Source organism: Vibrio sp. HS-50-1 (assembly GCF_024747315.1).
Lineage (GTDB): Bacteria > Pseudomonadota > Gammaproteobacteria > Enterobacterales > Vibrionaceae > Vibrio > Vibrio diabolicus.
On sequence record NZ_JAMPZF010000002.1, the window covers coordinates 59,097 to 77,629 of the forward strand.

Genomic DNA, 18,533 nt, shown 5'->3' on the forward strand with positions numbered 1-18,533 from the left:
CTACTCCTTAGTGTTTTTCTCTAGTGAGGTATGACGAATTTGCACTTGGTGTCCTTTATTGGCGAAGTACTCACCGATTTGCTGAGTTAAGTACACCGAACGGTGCTTACCACCGGTACAACCTATTGCAACGGTCAAATAGCTGCGATTGTTTTTCTCGAGCAGAGGTAACCAATTCTCTATAAAGTTTTCAATTTGGTATTTCAAACTTAACACCGATTGGTGCTGCTCCAAAAATGCGGCGATAGGGGCATCCAAACCCGTAAGTGGGCGCAACGCTGGTTCCCAATGTGGGTTGGGCAAGAAGCGAACGTCGAATACGTAATCGGCATCGGAAGGCAGGCCATATTTGAAGCCAAAAGACTCAAATACCATAACAAGCCCTTTGCGATCCCTGCCTTCAACACGCATACGCACGGTTTCACTCAACTCATGCAAAGATTGTCCACTGCTGTTCAGTACAAGATCGGCATGCGCTTTAAGTGGCGTTAAAATTTCTTTCTCACGCTCGATGGCTTGGTCAAGGGAGAGGGAGGTGCCACCTAAAGATAACGGGTGAATTCGGCGTGTTTCGCTGTAGCGTTTGAGTAGCGTTTCTTTATTGGCGTCCAAGAAAAGCACGGTCACATCAAGCTCAGTTTTTAACTGTTCTAGTGTACTCGTCAGTTCTTTTAGCTTTTTAGGAATATTGCGAATATCAATGCTGACTGCAACATTCTGTTTGCTGTCAGCAACAGAATGAACAAATGCGTCTAGCAAGTTAACTGGCAGGTTATCAACACAGTAGTAACCTAAGTCTTCCAGTACACGAAGCGCAATACTTTTACCGGCACCTGAGTGCCCGCTAACAACGATTAGTCGCATGGAGTTAGTCCTGCTTATTGGTGAATCATGATGTCGTAAAGTTCTTCATCACTCTGAGCATTACGCAGTAGTTTTAATACTTGCTTATCGCTCAGACGTTCTGCCATAGAGGATAGAGTCTTGAGGTGCTCTTTGCACTGTTCTTCTGGTACAAGGAGCGCAAAAAGAAGGTCGACAGGTCGATTATCAATCGCATCGAATTCAATGGCTTCATCACATTGCAGCAAGACAGCAATAGCCTTGTCGCTCGATTGCATTCTAGCGTGTGGGATCGCAATACCGTTTCCGATACCAGTACTGCCCATTTTCTCTCTGTTGAGCATGCACTCGAACAGTTCGGTAGAATCTTGGCCCGTTTGATCAGCCACGATGCGGCTGATCATTTCAAGGGCGCGTTTTTTACTCGTGCAGTGGACCGCACTCTTGGTGCAGTCCAATGACAGTATTTCGCTCAGTTGCATGATTAATGACTGTTTAGTTTTTCTTTGTGCTTATTGAGTTGGCGAACCAATTTATCTACCAGCGAATCGATCGCGGCATACATATTTTCGTCATCAGCTGATGCGTGGATTTCGCCTTGATTTATATGAAGCGTAGCTTCCGCGATTTGAGTGATTTTTTCAACTTTTAGTACAACATGTACTTGATTGATATGGTCGAAGAACCTTTCGAGCTTCTGAAACTTAGAATTTACATAGTCTTGCATTGAATCGGTAAGATCAACGTGATGGCCTTGAATATTGATTTGCATAGACTTTCCTTTTCAGTTAGTGCCTTATAATAGGCGTTTACGCTGACTTGAAGGGGCAATTCCCAAGGATTCTCGATATTTGGCTATCGTACGTCTCGCGACCTGAATCCCTTGGTCAGCCAGAAGAGCAGCAATCTTGCTATCACTCAATGGCTTAGCAGTATTCTCTGCTGCGACCAGTTTTTTAATGAGTGCGCGAATTGCTGTTGACGAACATTCTCCGCCGTTGTCAGTACTAACATGGCTAGAGAAGAAGTACTTCAATTCAAAAATACCACGTGGTGTATGCATAAATTTTTGCGTTGTTACACGAGAAATCGTGGATTCATGCATGTCCACAGCCAAAGCGACATCATTGAGCACCATTGGCTTCATGGCTTCCTCACCATACTCGAAGAAATCTTGTTGATGTTCAACAATACATCTTGCAACTTTGAGTAGCGTCTCGTTTCTACTCTCTAAGCTCTTAATTAACCATTTTGCCTCTTGCAAATTGCTGCGGATGTACTGACTATCCGCGCTATTACCTTTGCCTAATTGAGCATATTGTTGATTTACTTTTAATTTGGGCACGCTATCCGGGTTTATAGAAACGGTCCATTTGCCATTGTCTTTAAAAACGGATACGTCTGGAATTACGTATTCGGTATCATCAGGAGTGATGCGACTACCTGGACGAGGATCTAACTGTTGGATAAGCTTTAAGACTTCACGCAGATCGGCTTCTTTCAGCTTAGTCTCTTTGATGACGAGCTTGTAGTCACGGTTCCCCAGGTGATCAATATGATCCGCAAGAATCATTTTGGCTTCAGCAAGCCACGGTGTGTCTTCTGGGAAAGTCGCTAGCTGTAGCAGTAGGCACTCTTGTAAGTTGCGTGATGCCACACCGAGCGGATCGAACTGCTGAATACGTTTACGAACGGCTTCTACTTCGTCTAACTCAATCTCTTCGTTATCGAAGCTCTCATGAATTTCTTCAGGAGATAGGGTTAGGTAACCGTAGTCGTCAACAGCGTCAATAATCGCTAATGCAATCGTACGATCGGTTTCACTGAATGGTGTTAGGTCAAGCTGCCACATTAGGTAGTCATGCAATGATTCCGTGGTTTCGCCTTGGTAGACAGGCATATCATCATCAAGAGCTAAGCCAGTGCTACCGGTATTCGCGCTGTAGACGTCATCCCAAGTGGTATCGATTTCAAGTTCAGAGCTGATCTCTGACTTCTCAATTACGTCTGAACTGTCTGGAACGTCAATGTCTGCTGGTTCGTTAGCACTGTTGCTATCAGCAGCCTCGACCGCTGATTTATCTTCACCGTTTGCTAGAGGCTCATCTTGGCCTTCTTCAACTTCCAATAATGGGTTTGAATCCAAGGCTTCTTGGATTTCCTGTTGAAGATCGAGTGTCGACAGTTGCAGTAAGCGAATCGCTTGTTGCAACTGTGGCGTCATGGCTAACTGTTGACCTAGCTTGAGTTGTAATGAAGGTTTCATTCAGTGTTACTTACCTTGTAATGCTCAGAATCTTCCCGTTCCTAATATAATCATAGACGGAATTGTTCGCCGAGATAAACTTGTTTCACCTGTTCATTATTGAGAACTTCTGCCGGAGTTCCCGATGCAATTAGGTGCCCTTGGCTTACGATATAGGCTTTTTCGCATACGTCCAGTGTTTCACGCACGTTATGGTCAGTGATTAACACTCCGAGGCCGCGATCGCGTAGATGCTCGATGATTTTCTTGATGTCATTAACCGAGATTGGGTCAACACCAGCGAAAGGTTCATCCAACAAAATGAATTGAGGGTTGGCTGCTAAAGCGCGAGCGATTTCCACTCTGCGTCGCTCACCCCCTGATAGTGCCATACCCGCACTGGTTCTGATGTGCTGAATGTGGAATTCTTCTAACAAATCTTCCAGCTTATCTTGGCGCTCTTCACGTGTCATTTCTTGACGAGTTTCGAGTACAGCCATGATGTTATCTTCTACCGACAGCTTACGGAAAATCGACGCTTCTTGCGGAAGGTAGCCAATCCCGAGACGCGAACGACTGTGCATCGGCAGAATACTGATATCTTTATCATCAATGGTGATGGTGCCTTCATCTCGTGGCACCAAGCCGACAATCATATAAAACGAGGTGGTTTTACCTGCGCCGTTTGGGCCTAGCAGCCCAACAATCTGACCAGATTCAACTTCCAAGCTAACATCGGTTACGACTTTGCGCTTTTTGTAGCTTTTCGCCAAGTTTTTCGCACTCAGTACTGCCATATTAGTTCTCTATCTGATTGGGTTGCAAAATGGTCGTAACGCGCTCTTCCTTAGAGCTATCAGCGACTAGCTTTTGTTTACCAATTTGGTAACGAATCGAAGAACCTTTGATGGTGTTGTTGTCTTGTGCCAGTTGCGCTTGACCTTTCATGGTCAGTTCGTCTGTAGAAATACGGTAATCCAGCTCCACAGCTTGACCACTCAGTGTCTTACCATCGTCCATCAGCTGAGAAAACTTCGCAGGTTTACCAAATGCTTGAATCTGTTTGATGGCTTCGGTTTTAGGATCGCGCGTTACCACGATTCTATCAGCATCGATATTGATGCTACCTTGCTTAAGAGATACATCGCCTTTAAAAATAACCTGGTTACTCTTCATATCCACTTGTTGGGTGTCAGAGTTAATGTAAACCGGTTGTTGAGTATCCGACTTAAGTGCCAGCGCTTGAGGCGCCGCCAATACCAGTGCCAGTAGGCTAAGGTGTAACGGTTTCATATCGACCTTGAACTTCGTCTGTCAGAGTTGCGGTATGCTGCTTTAAGTTGCCTTGCATTGCGCCTCCAGTAGTTTCAAATTGTGGCCCAACCAACATGACCTGTTGATCAGCTTTAAAATCACGATTGGTTAGATTAATGACTAACTTGTCTGTTGCCATGGTATCAAAACTCGCACCCGGCAGAAGATTTTGCATTAAGACTTTGTCATATAACGTTAAGACTTGGTCTTCATCTAACACGGCTCTTGTGGCCGTCACCTTCCATTCAATGACGCTACCTTCACGGTAAACCATCAAAGTCGGGTTATTAAAAATGGTATCTCCACTCTTAGCATAATGGTCTAAGTTCGTGGAGCGGATGATGTAACTGCGGACACCATCTTCACCATAGGTGATGTTTTCCAGTCCAGTACCACTGAACATGGGCAGTTCAGAATCTGGTGCTACTTGAATTGCGTCGTTGCCTTTTGGGGTCAGTAGGTAATAACCGCACCATGCGACAACGAAGATCAAGAGCAAATAAATAAGGCGAGTAAAACTCATATAATGAAGGCCTATCGTTTAGCTCAGTACTTCCCTGACCATTGCCTTTATTTGTGTAATAAATGATTTAAATGTTTGTGCTGATATTACATCACGCCAGCTTTTAGTAAATCGTGCATGTTCAGTGCGCCCACAATTTTTTCGTCTTTACATAAAATCAGAGCGTTAATATTTTTATTCTGCATCAAGTTCAAACCTTCAACCGCTAGCATATCAGGGTGCGCTGTGGTTGGATTTGTCGTCATGACTTCGCCAATCGCGGTCGTATGAATATCAATGCGTTTGTCTAAGGTGCGACGTAAATCACCATCGGTGAATATACCAAGCATAGCATCGTGTTCATCGACGATAGCGGTCATGCCTAGCCCTTTTTCTGAAATTTCAAGCAGGGCATCGCGAATCAATGCGTTTGGAGAAACTTTAGGTAACGCTTCTCCAAAGTGCATAATATCAGACAACTTAAGCAGCAGTTTTCTCCCTAACGCGCCACCTGGATGAGATAGGGCAAAATCTTCGGCAGAAAAACCACGCGCTTGAAGTAGGGCTACGGCTAATGCGTCTCCCATTACTAATGTGGCCGTGGTACTGCTGGTCGGTGCCAACCCTAGTGGGCAAGCTTCTTGAGGTACCGTGATTTGCAGGTGCAAGTCAGACAGTTTTGCCATATTGGATTCTGGCTTGCCTGTCATACTAATTATCTTGATGTTCAGGCGTTTTAATACCGGAAATAGAGACAGAATTTCGTTTGACTCACCAGAGTTAGAAATTGCGAGCACAATATCTCCAGGGCTGATCATGCCCAAGTCGCCATGTGCTGCTTCGCCAGGGTGAACGAAAAACGCAGAAGTCCCCGTGCTTGCCAGAGTCGCAGCAATCTTGTTACCAATATGGCCTGACTTGCCAATACCCATAACGACTACTTTGCCGCTGTTGGAAAGGATCAGTTCGCACGCTTTCTCAAATTGATCATCAAAGTAGGTATCCAGCTCTTGCAGAGCAGCAACTTCGATATCAAGAACTTGTTTAGCAGCAGCGCGAAAATCAAATTGATTGGACATATCAGTTCTCTAATTATTTATCGTGGTAATTAAGCGGCCATGTTTGCGAATAAGTACACTTGATAACCTAGGAAGCATGCAAACAAGATTGCACCTTCAATACGGTTAATACTGCGTGATTTACCCAAACACATCGCGACAAGTAACAGTGAAACGCCTAACATGACCCAGAAGTCACGTCCCATCGCGTACTCACTCAGCACCGATGGATTAATGATGCCAGGAATGCCCATTACGGCCAGAATATTAAACACATTCGAGCCAATAATGTTACCGACGGCCATGTCGTCTTCACCTTTTAAAACACCAGCAAGCGATGCTGCGAGCTCAGGTAGACTAGTACCGATGGCAATGATAGTCAGACCGATGACAAGATCGCTCATGCCAAAATACTTTGCAATAATCACCGCGTTATCCACTAGCATGCTTGCTGCCAAAGGAAGCAGTATCAGGCCAATAACCACCCACATGATCGCTTTAGGGTTGCTGACGCCTTCTGGGATTTCTGACTCTTGGTCATCAAGAAAAACATCACCTGCTTTTTGTTCTTTGCGGCTGATCTGCAACATAGCAAATAAAAATGCCCCAAAGAGTACAAACAATAAGACACCTTCATAAAAACCGAGATGACTATTCCAAAGCAGAATACCGGCGAGTACTGTTACTGCAATCATTAATGGCAGTTCCCGGCGGATGACCGCGGAGCTAATCGACAGAGGCTTGATGAGTGCTGTAATACCTAGGATTAAAGCGATGTTCGCGATGTTTGAGCCTAAAACGTTACCCACTGCAGTATCGGTTTTTCCGTCCCAGGCTGCGGTTGCAGAAACCATCATCTCTGGCGCAGAAGAGCCCATCGCAAGGATTGTCATGCCGATGACAAGAGGTGAAATACCGACGTTGCGGGCTATCGCTGCAGAACCAAAAACAAGTTTATCTGCACTCCATACGAGCAAAACAAGACCGACTATAAGCAACGCTACGGCTTCGAGCATGAGAATTCCTAAGTATTAAATAAGTAAAATGAATAACCGCTAATTTTGACCTTTTGCGGCCTAAAATGGAAGATAAACGACGAATAAATTAAAGGTTAGTAACGAAAATGTATGCAAATGTCGTTCATTTAAATCAGCAATTCTTGTCTAGGATTTAAACACTTTGCGCTGATTTGATCGTAATCCACAAAAAATTGCAGGTATATACTCGACTTTATTTAATTGAACAGTGCTTTAAATTCAAAGCCAATGTGCTTATGATTGCAGCCTAATAAATGTACCGACGTTACTTTATTAAACGTGAAATTCAACTCCGTTGTGTGTCTGGTTGATGATGCCGTGAGTTGCAACGCTCCGACAGTAGAAGAGATGATATGTCGAACAACGATTTAGTCACCGTGAACAACCTCACTTTTTCACGGGGAGAGCGCAAGATCTTTGATGGTATTGATCTGCATGTTCCTGAGGGCAAAGTGACGGCCATTATGGGACCATCGGGAATAGGTAAAACTACACTGCTGCGTTTAATTGGTGGTCAGTTGTATCCCGAGCAAGGAGAGATCTGGTTTGATGGCGACAATATTCCCTCTCTCTCGCGTAAAAAGCTCTACCATGCTCGAAAGAAAATGAGCATGTTGTTTCAATCAGGAGCTTTATTCACTGATTTGAATGTCTTTGATAACGTCGCCTTCCCATTGCGAGAGCATACGAATTTATCTGAAGAGCTGATTCGTACCATGGTGTTGCTTAAGCTTGAAGCCGTCGGTCTACGCGGCGCGGCACAATTGATGCCGAGCGAGCTATCGGGTGGCATGGCTAGACGCGCTGCGTTGGCGCGTGCGATCGCCCTGGATCCTGATTTAATCATGTATGATGAACCATTTGTCGGACAAGACCCAATCACCATGGGTGTCTTGGTTGAGCTCATTAGTAATCTAAATCAAGCGTTAGGTTTAACTTCTATAGTCGTTTCTCACGACGTGCCTGAAGTGATGAGTATTGCTGATTGGGTTTATCTGATGGCCGATGGCAAAATTATCGCTTTTGGCACACCAGAAGAGCTTAATCAGAATCCTGACCCTCGCGTTCAGCAGTTCTTACAAGGTGATGCAGATGGTCCTGTACCGTTTCGCTTCCCTTCTCAAAGTATCGAAAAGGACTTATTTGATGGTCGATAACTTTATGCATTTTGTCGCCTCACTAGGTAGACGAACGCTCTCCATCTGCGGAGCATTTGGTCGTGCGGCTTTCATGCTGATTGGGGCACTGTTTACTAAGCCACAACCGCTTAAAAGCTTTCCTTTGCTCGTTAAACAACTTTATTCCGTAGGCGTCCAGTCTCTGGCGATTATCGTCGTATCTGGGTTGTTCATTGGTATGGTCTTGAGCCTACAAGGCTATGTTGTTCTGGTGGATTACGGCGCAGAGGGCAGTTTGGGGCAAATGGTGGCGCTCTCATTGCTACGTGAATTAGGGCCCGTTGTCACTGCACTTCTGTTTGCTGGTCGTGCAGGCTCTGCGTTAACTGCAGAGATAGGTTTGATGAAAGCGACGGAGCAACTCTCTAGCCTTGAAATGATGGCGGTAGATCCTCTGAAAAGAGTGATCGCGCCACGTTTTTGGGCTGGTGCTATTTCAATGCCATTACTGGCTATGATTTTCATGGCAGTGGGTATTTGGGGCGCCCAGCTTGTTGGTGTTGACTGGAAAGGTGTTGACCATGGCAGTTTTTGGTCAGCGATGCAGTCCTCAGTTGAACTAGGACAGGATATTGGTAACAGTATGATCAAGTGCTTTGCGTTTGCAATTACGGTTACTTGGGTCGCTCTATTTAATGGTTATGATGCTATTCCGACTTCGGAAGGGATCAGCCGAGCAACTACGCGCACTGTTGTGCATTCTTCTTTAGCAGTACTAGGACTAGACTTTGTACTGACCGCATTGATGTTTGGGAATTAATCATGCAACAAACACGTAAAACTGAATTATGGGTTGGCAGCTTTGTATTAGCGGGAATTTGCGCGATTCTTGTGATGATTTTTCAAGTTGCTGACGTAAAAAGCATTGGCTCTGGTGATACTTACACCCTCAAGGCTGAGTTCGATAATATTGGTAGTTTAAAAGTTCGCTCGCCAGTAAAAGTGGGTGGGGTTGTGATTGGCCGGGTAAGCAATATTTCACTTAACCCAGATAACTTATTACCTGTTGTAACTCTATCGATCAATAGCAAATACAATCAATTCCCAGAAACGTCGAGCGTACAAATTTTGACGTCTGGCTTGATTGGTGAGCAATACATTGGTTTAGTACCAGGCTTTGTTTTTGACGATGAAGTCATGCTGGTCGATGGCGATACCATCGAAGACACCAAATCAGCGCTCGTGCTTGAAGACTTAATTGGTCAAGTGCTTTACAGCGTAGGTGGTTCAGACGATTCAAGTAAGGAATAACTATGTTAGCGAGATTATTACTTTCAGTTTGTGCTGTGTTTAGCGCGTTTGGTACAAGTGCAACAGAAGTGGATAAAACTGAACCTTATAAGATGATGAAGCAAGTGGCTGAAGTCACTTTCGAAAGATTAAAAGCCGAGCAGCCGAAAATCAAACAAGACCCAGATTTACTCAAGGTGATTGTCGAAGAAGAGCTAATGCCTTACGTCAACTACCGCTATGCTGGGTTAAAGCTCCTAGGTCCAAACCTAAAAGGAGCGAAACGTGAAGACGTACTTGAGTTTATCGATGCATTTCGCGCGTACTTAATTGCTTCTTATGCCCAAGTGCTAACGCAATACAGTGACCAACAAATTGAATTTGGTCCTGAGCCTAGCATTGATGACTCTAAGCGTATCACCAGTATTAAAGTTGATATCATCGATACGCCGCGTCCAAACATCAAGCTAGAGTTCAAATTGCGTAAAGACAACAAATCTGGTGAGTGGGAAGCGTTCGATATGATTGCGGAAGGCATCAGTTTACTTTCTAGCAAACAGTCAGAATGGAATAGCAAAATTCGTCAAGAAGGCATTCTATCTGTCGCGAAAGATCTAGAAAAATTAGCTGCGGAACCGATTCGCTTTGAGGCGAAGAAATAATGGCCCAGACTCCCGCTCAGTGGCAATTAGATCAAAACATTCTTAAGCTAACAGGGGCACTTGATAGAGATACAGTGCCCTCATTGTGGGCGTATGCTCAGCAATGGCAACCAGCTCAAGATGAGCTGGAATGCTCGTTAAAAGAGATAGAGCGCGTCGACTCTGCAGGAATGGTGATGTTAATCCACTTATTAGAGCATGCAAAAAAGCAAAACTGTCATATAATGCTCAGTTTCGTGCCGGCGCAACTGCGCACTTTGTTTCAACTGAGCAATGTTGAATCTTTAGTGGCCAAACACATACAGAATTATCAGGGGTAAATTGTGGATAGCGCAAAAGTACAACAGTTATTAGAAGAAGCACTAAACCTTCAAGAAGTGCATGTAAAAGGTGAAGGTAGCCACTATGAGGTGGTTGCTGTTGATGCTTGTTTCGATGGAATGAGCCGCGTTAAGAAGCAGCAGTTAATTTATGGTCCTCTGATGGAATACATCCAGCGTAACGACATTCACGCATTATCAATTAAAGCGTTCACACCAGAAGAGTGGGCTCGTGATAAGAAACTGATGTCGCTTTAAGGTTTATTGATGGAAAAGTTTCGAGTTATTGGGTCAGATAAACCACTCGTTGGTGAAGTGACCATTTCCGGTGCAAAAAACGCAGCACTGCCGATTTTATTTGCGTCTATCTTGGCGGAAGAGCCTGTAGAAGTGGCAAACGTGCCACACCTTCGTGATATCGATACAACCATGGAACTGCTTAAGCGTTTAGGCGCGAAAGTAAGCCGTAATGGTTCTGTTCACGTCGATCCAAGTAGCATTACTGAATACTGCGCACCGTATGATTTGGTGAAAACCATGCGTGCTTCTATTTGGGCTTTGGGTCCGCTCGTAGCGCGATTTGGTCAAGGTCAGGTTTCTCTACCTGGCGGTTGTGCTATCGGTGCTCGTCCTGTTGATCTGCATATTTCTGGCCTAGAGCAGCTTGGCGCAACGATTACGCTTGAAGATGGTTACGTTAAAGCTGAGGTTGATGGTCGTCTAAAAGGTGCGCACATCGTGATGGATAAAGTCAGCGTAGGCGCGACGATCACCATCATGTGTGCTGCAGCACTTGCTGAAGGCACTACAACGCTAGACAACGCGGCGCGTGAACCTGAAATTGTAGATACAGCGGATTTCCTAAATAAGCTTGGTGCAAAAATTTCTGGTGCAGGCACAGATACGATCACGATTGAAGGTGTTGAGCGCCTAGGTGGTTGTAAACACAACGTGGTTGCCGACCGTATTGAGACGGGAACATTCCTTGTCGCTGCTGCGGTATCTGGCGGTAAAGTAGTATGTCGTAATACTAACGCTCATTTGCTTGAAGCGGTTTTAGCCAAGCTAGAAGAAGCTGGCGCGCTTGTCGAAACGGGTGAAGATTGGATTTCAGTTGATATGACCGATCGCGAGCTGAAAGCAGTGAGTGTACGTACAGCACCGCATCCAGGCTTCCCGACCGATATGCAAGCGCAATTTACGCTACTAAACATGATGGCTAAAGGCGGCGGCGTAATCACTGAGACTATCTTTGAAAACCGCTTTATGCACGTACCAGAATTGATGCGTATGGGCGCGAAAGCCGAGATTGAAGGCAACACCGTTATCTGTGGTGATGTTGAGTCATTAAGTGGTGCGCAAGTCATGGCAACCGACCTGCGAGCTTCGGCTAGTTTGGTAATTGCGGGCTGTATTGCTAAAGGCGAAACCATCGTTGATCGTATTTACCATATCGACCGCGGTTACGACAAAATCGAAAATAAACTGGCTGCACTTGGCGCAAATATTGAGCGAGTGAGCGAGGCAAGTTAAACTGCACCGCAGGTAACTTGGATATCAAGAGAGCCGAAACCTGAGTTTCGGCTTTTTTATATCACTCTCATGACCATAGTTATCCTTTATGGAAAGAGAGAAATTAATAGCTGTATCTGGCAAAAGCCGGTTCCTGGAGAACAAGAATGATTGCACTGTTACGTGTATTTGCTGTCGCTATCTTTGCGATTGTTATGTTTATTGGTGGTTGTGGTTACTGCCTGTTAAGCCCCCGAAACCCTAAGCACGTTTTCACTTTTGGCCGCTTGTTTGCCAAGATGTCTCGTGTGTTTGGGATTAAGTTAGAGTTGCGTATCCCTGAAGATGCGTATTCACGCGGCCAACATGTTTACATTGCTAACCACCAGAACAACTGGGACATGTTTACTGTTTCTGCTGCTGTGACTCCGAAAGTTGTGACAGTAGGTAAAAAGAGCTTGGCTTGGATGCCACTGTTTGGTCAGCTTTACTGGCTTACGGGTAACATTCTGATTGACCGAGCGAATCGCTCTAAAGCAAAAGGTACTATCGATCAGGTAGTGAGCAGCATGAAAGAAAGTGATGTTTCGGTGTGGATGTTCCCTGAAGGCACGCGTTCTCGTGGGCGTGGTCTGCTGCCATTCAAAACAGGTGCTTTTCATGCAGCAATTGGAGCAGGCGTGCCAATAATTCCTATCGTATGTAGCTCGACGAATAAAATTAAGCTGAACCGTTGGAACAATGGTCATGTGATTGTTGAAATGCTACCTCCAATCAGTACAGAAGGCTATGGTAAAGAGGGCATTCGCGAGCTAGCGAATATCTGTCGTGAACAGATGAAAGAGAAGCTTGAATCGTTAGATGAAGAAGTCAAACAACGTAATGCTGCTTAAGTTTTACTGCGATATCATCACGAAAAGACAATAAAAAACGGGTAGCCTGAGCTACCCGTTTTTTATGTTTGTCAGCAAGTGCAATTATTTGCGAACTGCAATTGCTTCAATCTCGATGCCAACATCTTTTGGTAGGCGAGCCACTTCTACACAAGAGCGTGCAGGGTAGTTTGCTACGCCGTGCTCATCAAAGAACTTGCCGTAAACTTCGTTCACCGTGCCAAAGTCATTTAGGTCTTTAACAAAAACCGTTAGCTTCACGATATCTGACACTTTAAGGCCTGAAGATTCAACCACAGCCTTTACGTTTTCTAGAGACTGACGAGCTTGCTCTGCGATATCAGCAGACACTTCACCTGTCGCTGGGTTTACTGGGATTTGGCCTGAAGTAAGAACCATGTTACCTAGATCTACGCCTTGAACGTAAGGACCGATTGCTGCTGGTGCAGATTCAGTGTGAAGTACTTTCGTCATTTGATTTTTCCATCAGTTGTAGGGAATAAAGATTCTCAGTTTGCCTCTAAACCCGTGGTAGGTAAAGAGTAAAATACCCCGGCATTGCGGGGTATTTTAAACGTATCACGCCTAGTCGTACGGTGTGTTTATCGTTCGGTTACGATCTCACGTGAGAACACTTTCTCGCAGTACTTACACTTTAGGCGGATTTCTTGTTTCTTTTCGAATACGCTAAAGCTGCTTTCTACTGGTTCATTGTGAGAAATACAGTTTGAATTTGGGCATTCGAAGACATCATTGATGCGCTCTGGAAGCTCTAACGCGAGCTTTTTCACCACTTCATAGTTTTCGATTTGGTTCACGGTCGCGTGCGGAGCATACAGCGCCAACTTGCTCGCTTGCTCTTCATTAATAAACACATTTTCTATTTTCAGTAGATCTTTATGACCGAGTGCCGATGATGGCAAGTTCAGACCAATCGTAACGCGCTGTGATGAATTGTGCATATCGAACAGTCTTAATACTTTGATGCCGATTTGCGCAGGGATGTGGTCGATGACTGTGCCATTTTTGATTGCTTCTACCTGCAATTGAGTTTCTTTAGTCATGGGTTTTCTCCTCGATTACAGTGTTTCGTTTAGAACAAGCGCCAACAGTGCTTGGCGAGCGTATACGCCATTTTGAGCTTGCTGGAAGAAGTAAGCGTGAGGCGTTTTATCAACATCGGTTGTGATTTCATCCACACGTGGTAGTGGGTGGAGTACTTTTAGATTTTCGCGCGCCCCTTCAAGTAATGCAGCTGTCAAAATATACGCCGATTTAATGTGCGCGTACTCCGATTCGTCAAAACGTTCTTTCTGTACTCGTGTCATGTACAGAATATCCAGTTCAGGAATCACGCTCTCCATGTCCGTGTGTAGGCTATATTGAATGCCAGCTTCGTCTAGCTCTTCGCAGATGTAATCTGGCATTGCCAATGCTTCTGGTGCAACAAAGAAGAAGCGGATGTTATTAAACTTTGCTAATGCTTGAGTCAGTGAGTGCACCGTGCGGCCATATTTTAGGTCACCGACGAACGCTACGTTCAAGTTGTCTAGACGACCTTGTGTTTCCGCGATGGTGTATAGGTCGAGTAGCGTTTGAGTTGGGTGTTGGTTTGCACCGTCACCAGCGTTGATCACTGGCACGCCATTTGAGAATTCAGAGGCCAAGCGAGCGGCGCCTTCTTGTGGATGGCGCATCACAAAGGCATCGACGTAAGAAGAGATGACCTGTACTGAATCTGCGAGTGTTTCGCCTTTTTTCGCCAGAGAGGTATTACCATCATTATCAAAGCCAATCACGTCACCACCAATGCGTTGAATCGCTGTTTCAAACGATAAACGTGTACGTGTTGATGGTTCAAAGAAACAACTGGCAACGACTTTGTTTTTAATCAGTTCTGGTCGAGGTGCTTTTTTAAGGCTGCCTGCTGTTTCTACGATAAGTTCCAGCTCTTCACGTGAAAGCTCTGGAATAGAGATGATGTGCTTCTGGTAAAGCGAGTTCGCCATGATCTTCTTCCCTATAACATTGATGACTACATCCAAATTGCCGAAAGGAATTTTGGACATAAAAAAACCTCCCCAAATGGGGAGGTTTTAAAATTCAATAGAATTAACGAAAATAACACCACGTAAGCGTAGTCGCTTAGCTAGAGCAAATCGCGTTTTCATGTCGGCAATTAGCTTGGTCATTTCTTAATCCTCAGACAAATTGCCGAGCATTATACGCTTAACTTTCGTGAGCGCAAGCGATTACATCATGGTTTTTAGCGGCTGTTTTTGCTTGCTAGTTTAGCTTCCTAATGTTGCTACCATCACGGCTTTGATAGTGTGCATACGGTTTTCAGCTTCGTCGAATACGATGGAGTATTCTGACTCAAATACCTCTTCTGTTACTTCAAGGCCTTTCATGCCGTATTTTTCAGCGACTTCTTTGCCAACGGTAGTTTCATCATTGTGGAAAGCCGGAAGACAGTGCATAAATTTCACATGTGGATTACCCGTTTGTTTAATCACGTCCATATTGATTTGATATGGTGTCATTAAAGCCACACGTTCATCCCATGCCTCAGCGGATTCACCCATAGATACCCAAACATCGGTGTAAAGGAAGTCACAACCCTTCACGCCTTCCTCCACGCTTTCAGTTAATGTGATTTTTGCACCAGTTTGCTGCGCGATAGTTTGGCAAGTTGCCACCAGATCTTCTTCAGGCCAGAACGCTTTTGGCGCGACAAGGCGAATATCCATGCCCATTTTAGCGGCACCCACCATGAGCGAGTTGCCCATATTGTTGCGTGCATCGCCTAGGTAAGCGAAGGTCATTTCATGCAGCTGCTTACCGCGTCCGTGCTCTTGCATGGTCAGGAAGTCAGCAAGGATTTGGGTTGGGTGGAACTCATCAGTCAAACCATTCCACACTGGAACACCAGCATAAGTGCCAAGCTCTTCAACAATGGATTGGCCAAAACCGCGATATTCGATGCCGTCATACATGCGACCTAAGACGCGTGCGGTGTCTTTCATTGATTCTTTATGGCCAATCTGAGAACCAGAAGGGCCGATGTAAGAGACTTGAGCGCCTTGATCAAAAGCTGCGACTTCAAACGCACATCGGGTACGAGTCGAAGATTTCTCAAAGATGAGTGCAATGTTTTTACCTTGAAGTGTCTTCTGCTCTGTTCCTGCATATTTTGCTTTTTTTAGCTCTGCAGACAGTTCGAGCAAGAACTGGATTTCTTTGGTTGAGAAATCCAATAGCTTCAAAAAGTTGCGGTTACGTAAATTGAAAGCCATAGCTCGTCCCTTAGTACGTGTGATTGAATTAATAGAATGCATTAAAACATATAAATGCTTTATTTGTGAATAATTATTTTTACGTGAAACTAAAAAAGGTTGATGCATTCACATCAACCTTAGTTTTTATTCATTTAATGTAAAAGGACGAATTGGTTATATATCGTCTCGTTCTATCGGACAACTCATGCAGCGGGCGCCACCACGGCCACGGCCAAGCTCGTTACCTGGGACTGTCAGTACTTTGATACCAGCTTTGTCGTATTTTTCGTTGGTGTATACATTGCGTTCGTAACCAATCACAACGCCCGGTTTTACGGTAAGAACGTTATTGGCGTCATTCCATTGTTCGCGCTCAGCTTCATAACTGTCACCACCCGTGGTGATGATTTTCAGCTGATCTAAGCCAAGAGCAGATTCAATCGCATGTAGGTAGTTATGAGATGCTTCAACATGCATTTCACCATTGCCTTTTGGTGTTAAGCGCCATGTGTCGAGATCTTTGCGCATGATCTCTGGGTAAACAGAGAAAGTATCTACATCCATATGGGTCATAACGGTGTCTAAATGCATGCATGAACGGTGTTTAGGTAGATCAATAGCAATCACTTCGGTCGCTTGTCCTGCCTTAAACAGGCTCGCTGCAAGGTTCTCTACGCCTTGCGCGGTCGTACGCTCAGACATACCGATCAGAACTGCACCTTTACCAATAACCAACACATCACCGCCTTCGACATTCGCATTATCATAATGCAGATCATCATCACCGAAGTATTTGATAAAGTCTTGGCCAGCAAAAATTGGGTGCCAACGATAAATCGCACGTAAGTGGTTTGTTTCACGTTGGCGTGCAGGCATCATCATTGGGTTGAGCGATACACCACCATAAACCCAGCATGAGGTATCACGCGTAAATAGGTGGTTAGGTAGTGGCTCAATAACAAAATCCAGCGGACGCTTCATTTTTGGCAGCATAGAAGATGAGGTGATCGGCAGCTCTGAGTAAGCTAAGCCACCTAAAAAGATGCTGGCAAGGTGTTCATCATCCATTTCTGAAAAATATTGGCGTAGGTCTCGCGCAAAGGTTGGCCCGTAACGAAAGTCAGAAATCTGAGTATCTAGCAGCCACTGTTTTGCTTCTGGAACGGCGAGGGTTTCGACCAGTAAATCGTGGAGGAGAAGCACTTCTACATCTTGATCGCGTAGCGTGCGTGCGAACGCATCGTGCTCTTCACCGGCCGCTTCTACAGCAAGAACATCATCAAACAGTAACTCATGACAGTTTGATGGAGTTAAGTGGGTTAGGGCGCGCTCTGGGCGATTTAATAGAACTCGTCGAAGTTGACCAACTTCTGATCCAACGTACAGCTTGCTCATTTTGTATCCTTACAAATTTTCCAGCCGTTAGTTATGACAAGCTTCCTAGAAAGATGCAAATCACTACACTTTGTCTATATTCTGAGTTTTTATTGTTTTTTAGATTTTAGTTTTGGGTGTTTTTCTTATGAAGTCTTGGTTTAGGTTTAAATTCTATTTTGTGAAATGTGGAGAGCGTGCGTTTTTATTCTAATTTCCCCGTTGAGAAAGAATACATGCATAGTGCATAAAACGTGCATTTTTATTCTCAATTATGCATTATTAAAGTGAATTTATTCGTTATGCTTCTTCGTTTTACACGTGAGTGTATTCAAGAAAGCGCCATAAACACGCACAGAAAGAGAAAATAACCGCATTAAGTGTCAGTTAGGATGTTCTGAATATTAAAAAATGCCATTTTTTGTTAATTTTTTGTTTCTTTGCGTGGTCGGTTTAATATTTATATTCAAATAACCGATAAGAATCGCGGTGGTATGATGTTTGTTTGTGGCTTTTCATCGCAATCCATGCCATATTTCACCGGATCAGCATACTCAGTATCGGGTATAGTGTTTCTATCAAGTAACTAATCTGGAGCCAAAACATGTCTCACGAAGATGAATATCTATCAGTAGAAGAATTAATTGAGATTCAAAAGGAAGAGACTCGCGATATCATTGCAGCATTGCTAGAAGATGGCAGCGATCCAGATTCGCTATACGAAATCGAGCACCACCTGTTTGCAGAAGATTTTGACACGCTAGAAAAAGCGGTAGTTGAAGCATTCAAGATGGGCTTTGAAGTGCTTGAAGCGGAAGAAACTGAAGATGAAGATGGCAACAAGTTGCTTTGCTGTGACGCAACCATGGAATCAGCATTAGACGCAGAAGCCATTGATGCGCAAGTTGAAAAACTGATTCACTTGGCAGAAAAATACGACATCATCTACGACGGTTGGGGTACGTACTACGAACACCCCTACGATTCTGAAGAATATGTGGAACCCGACGATTTTGATGATGAATAAAAGTGAGAATAAATGAGAGCCTTACCACATGGTGAGGCTTTTTTTTGTCTTTTTGCTGAT

The 18,533-nt window shown here is 44.5% G+C and carries 24 protein-coding genes; 9 read left to right on the plus strand and 15 right to left on the minus strand.

The features are described 5' to 3' along the window. From rapZ to NDJ01_RS02150, 9 genes are all read right to left on the minus strand, one after another. Positions 1-864: an RNase adapter RapZ gene (rapZ, locus tag NDJ01_RS02110; protein ID WP_258586167.1), complete on the minus strand. Its 864-nt coding sequence runs from the start codon at positions 862-864 to the stop codon at positions 1-3. 14 nt (positions 865-878) lie between these two features. Further along, positions 879-1,325, minus strand: coding sequence for a PTS IIA-like nitrogen regulatory protein PtsN (gene ptsN / locus NDJ01_RS02115; protein WP_005381116.1), 447 nt, complete (start codon positions 1,323-1,325; stop codon positions 879-881). 2 nt (positions 1,326-1,327) lie between these two features. Next, positions 1,328-1,615 (minus strand): ribosome hibernation promoting factor, encoded by a 288-nt coding sequence (hpf, locus tag NDJ01_RS02120; protein ID WP_005381114.1) that lies wholly within the window; start codon positions 1,613-1,615, stop codon positions 1,328-1,330. Between the two features lie 24 nt (positions 1,616-1,639). Next, on the minus strand, positions 1,640-3,109 hold the full coding sequence (locus tag NDJ01_RS02125; RefSeq protein WP_005396241.1) for an RNA polymerase factor sigma-54: 1,470 nt from the start codon (positions 3,107-3,109) through the stop codon (positions 1,640-1,642). Positions 3,110-3,159: 50 nt separating this feature from the next. Next, positions 3,160-3,885, minus strand: a complete 726-nt coding sequence (lptB, locus tag NDJ01_RS02130; RefSeq protein WP_005396240.1) for an LPS export ABC transporter ATP-binding protein — start codon at positions 3,883-3,885, stop codon at positions 3,160-3,162. A gap of 1 nt (position 3,886) precedes the next feature. Then, positions 3,887-4,381 (minus strand): lipopolysaccharide transport periplasmic protein LptA, encoded by a 495-nt coding sequence (gene lptA / locus NDJ01_RS02135; protein ID WP_005396239.1) that lies wholly within the window; start codon positions 4,379-4,381, stop codon positions 3,887-3,889. After that, complete coding sequence (gene lptC / locus NDJ01_RS02140; protein ID WP_005396238.1) at positions 4,362-4,925, minus strand: LPS export ABC transporter periplasmic protein LptC; 564 nt, start codon at positions 4,923-4,925, stop codon at positions 4,362-4,364. The genes lptA and lptC overlap by 20 nt, the downstream gene beginning before the upstream one ends. 86 nt (positions 4,926-5,011) lie before the next feature. Continuing rightward, a complete protein-coding gene (kdsD, locus tag NDJ01_RS02145; protein WP_005396237.1) occupies positions 5,012-5,983 on the minus strand; it encodes an arabinose-5-phosphate isomerase KdsD in 972 nt (323 codons plus the stop codon). Between the two features lie 29 nt (positions 5,984-6,012). Next, the gene (locus NDJ01_RS02150; RefSeq protein ID WP_258586168.1) at positions 6,013-6,978 is read right to left on the minus strand and encodes a calcium/sodium antiporter; all 966 of its coding nucleotides are present in this window, start codon (positions 6,976-6,978) and stop codon (positions 6,013-6,015) included. A gap of 374 nt (positions 6,979-7,352) precedes the next feature. Between NDJ01_RS02150 and mlaF the strand changes: the two genes are divergently transcribed. The 8 genes from mlaF to NDJ01_RS02190 all read left to right on the plus strand — a co-directional run bounded on the left by mlaF (position 7,353) and on the right by NDJ01_RS02190 (position 12,794). Continuing rightward, positions 7,353-8,156, plus strand: a complete 804-nt coding sequence (mlaF, locus tag NDJ01_RS02155) for a phospholipid ABC transporter ATP-binding protein MlaF (RefSeq protein ID WP_005396235.1) — start codon at positions 7,353-7,355, stop codon at positions 8,154-8,156. Continuing rightward, the gene (mlaE, locus tag NDJ01_RS02160; protein WP_258586169.1) at positions 8,146-8,937 is read left to right on the plus strand and encodes a lipid asymmetry maintenance ABC transporter permease subunit MlaE; all 792 of its coding nucleotides are present in this window, start codon (positions 8,146-8,148) and stop codon (positions 8,935-8,937) included. The genes mlaF and mlaE overlap by 11 nt, the downstream gene beginning before the upstream one ends. Before the next feature lie 2 nt (positions 8,938-8,939). After that, a complete protein-coding gene (gene mlaD, locus NDJ01_RS02165) occupies positions 8,940-9,428 on the plus strand; it encodes an outer membrane lipid asymmetry maintenance protein MlaD (RefSeq protein ID WP_012841383.1) in 489 nt (162 codons plus the stop codon). A gap of 2 nt (positions 9,429-9,430) precedes the next feature. Next, a complete protein-coding gene (gene mlaC, locus NDJ01_RS02170; RefSeq protein ID WP_258586170.1) occupies positions 9,431-10,069 on the plus strand; it encodes a phospholipid-binding protein MlaC in 639 nt (212 codons plus the stop codon). Then, positions 10,069-10,389 (plus strand): lipid asymmetry maintenance protein MlaB, encoded by a 321-nt coding sequence (locus NDJ01_RS02175; protein ID WP_258586171.1) that lies wholly within the window; start codon positions 10,069-10,071, stop codon positions 10,387-10,389. Before mlaC ends, NDJ01_RS02175 begins: the two co-directional genes overlap by 1 nt. A gap of 3 nt (positions 10,390-10,392) precedes the next feature. Further along, positions 10,393-10,647, plus strand: a complete 255-nt coding sequence (ibaG, locus tag NDJ01_RS02180) for a BolA family iron metabolism protein IbaG (RefSeq protein ID WP_005396230.1) — start codon at positions 10,393-10,395, stop codon at positions 10,645-10,647. A 9-nt stretch (positions 10,648-10,656) separates the two neighbouring features. After that, complete coding sequence (murA, locus tag NDJ01_RS02185; protein WP_046873610.1) at positions 10,657-11,922, plus strand: UDP-N-acetylglucosamine 1-carboxyvinyltransferase; 1,266 nt, start codon at positions 10,657-10,659, stop codon at positions 11,920-11,922. A 146-nt stretch (positions 11,923-12,068) separates the two neighbouring features. Continuing rightward, positions 12,069-12,794: a 1-acylglycerol-3-phosphate O-acyltransferase gene (locus tag NDJ01_RS02190; protein WP_005381088.1), complete on the plus strand. Its 726-nt coding sequence runs from the start codon at positions 12,069-12,071 to the stop codon at positions 12,792-12,794. A gap of 84 nt (positions 12,795-12,878) precedes the next feature. Here the strand turns inward: NDJ01_RS02190 and NDJ01_RS02195 are convergent, their stop codons facing one another. From NDJ01_RS02195 to arcA, 6 genes are all read right to left on the minus strand, one after another. Beyond that, positions 12,879-13,268: a RidA family protein gene (locus tag NDJ01_RS02195; RefSeq protein ID WP_005381087.1), complete on the minus strand. Its 390-nt coding sequence runs from the start codon at positions 13,266-13,268 to the stop codon at positions 12,879-12,881. Between the two features lie 128 nt (positions 13,269-13,396). After that, on the minus strand, positions 13,397-13,858 hold the full coding sequence (gene pyrI, locus NDJ01_RS02200; protein WP_145473469.1) for an aspartate carbamoyltransferase regulatory subunit: 462 nt from the start codon (positions 13,856-13,858) through the stop codon (positions 13,397-13,399). A gap of 15 nt (positions 13,859-13,873) precedes the next feature. Beyond that, on the minus strand, positions 13,874-14,803 hold the full coding sequence (gene pyrB, locus NDJ01_RS02205) for an aspartate carbamoyltransferase (RefSeq protein WP_005397473.1): 930 nt from the start codon (positions 14,801-14,803) through the stop codon (positions 13,874-13,876). A gap of 87 nt (positions 14,804-14,890) precedes the next feature. After that, complete coding sequence (locus NDJ01_RS02210) at positions 14,891-14,986, minus strand: hypothetical protein (RefSeq protein ID WP_031780631.1); 96 nt, start codon at positions 14,984-14,986, stop codon at positions 14,891-14,893. A gap of 99 nt (positions 14,987-15,085) precedes the next feature. Then, complete coding sequence (locus NDJ01_RS02215; RefSeq protein ID WP_012841385.1) at positions 15,086-16,090, minus strand: ornithine carbamoyltransferase; 1,005 nt, start codon at positions 16,088-16,090, stop codon at positions 15,086-15,088. 156 nt (positions 16,091-16,246) lie between these two features. Next, positions 16,247-17,467 (minus strand): arginine deiminase, encoded by a 1,221-nt coding sequence (arcA, locus tag NDJ01_RS02220; RefSeq protein WP_006742359.1) that lies wholly within the window; start codon positions 17,465-17,467, stop codon positions 16,247-16,249. Between the two features lie 583 nt (positions 17,468-18,050). On the opposite strand from arcA, the gene rraB reads away from it, so the two are divergent. After that, on the plus strand, positions 18,051-18,473 hold the full coding sequence (rraB, locus tag NDJ01_RS02225; RefSeq protein WP_053809368.1) for a ribonuclease E inhibitor RraB: 423 nt from the start codon (positions 18,051-18,053) through the stop codon (positions 18,471-18,473). The last annotated feature ends 60 nt before the right edge of the window (positions 18,474-18,533 follow it).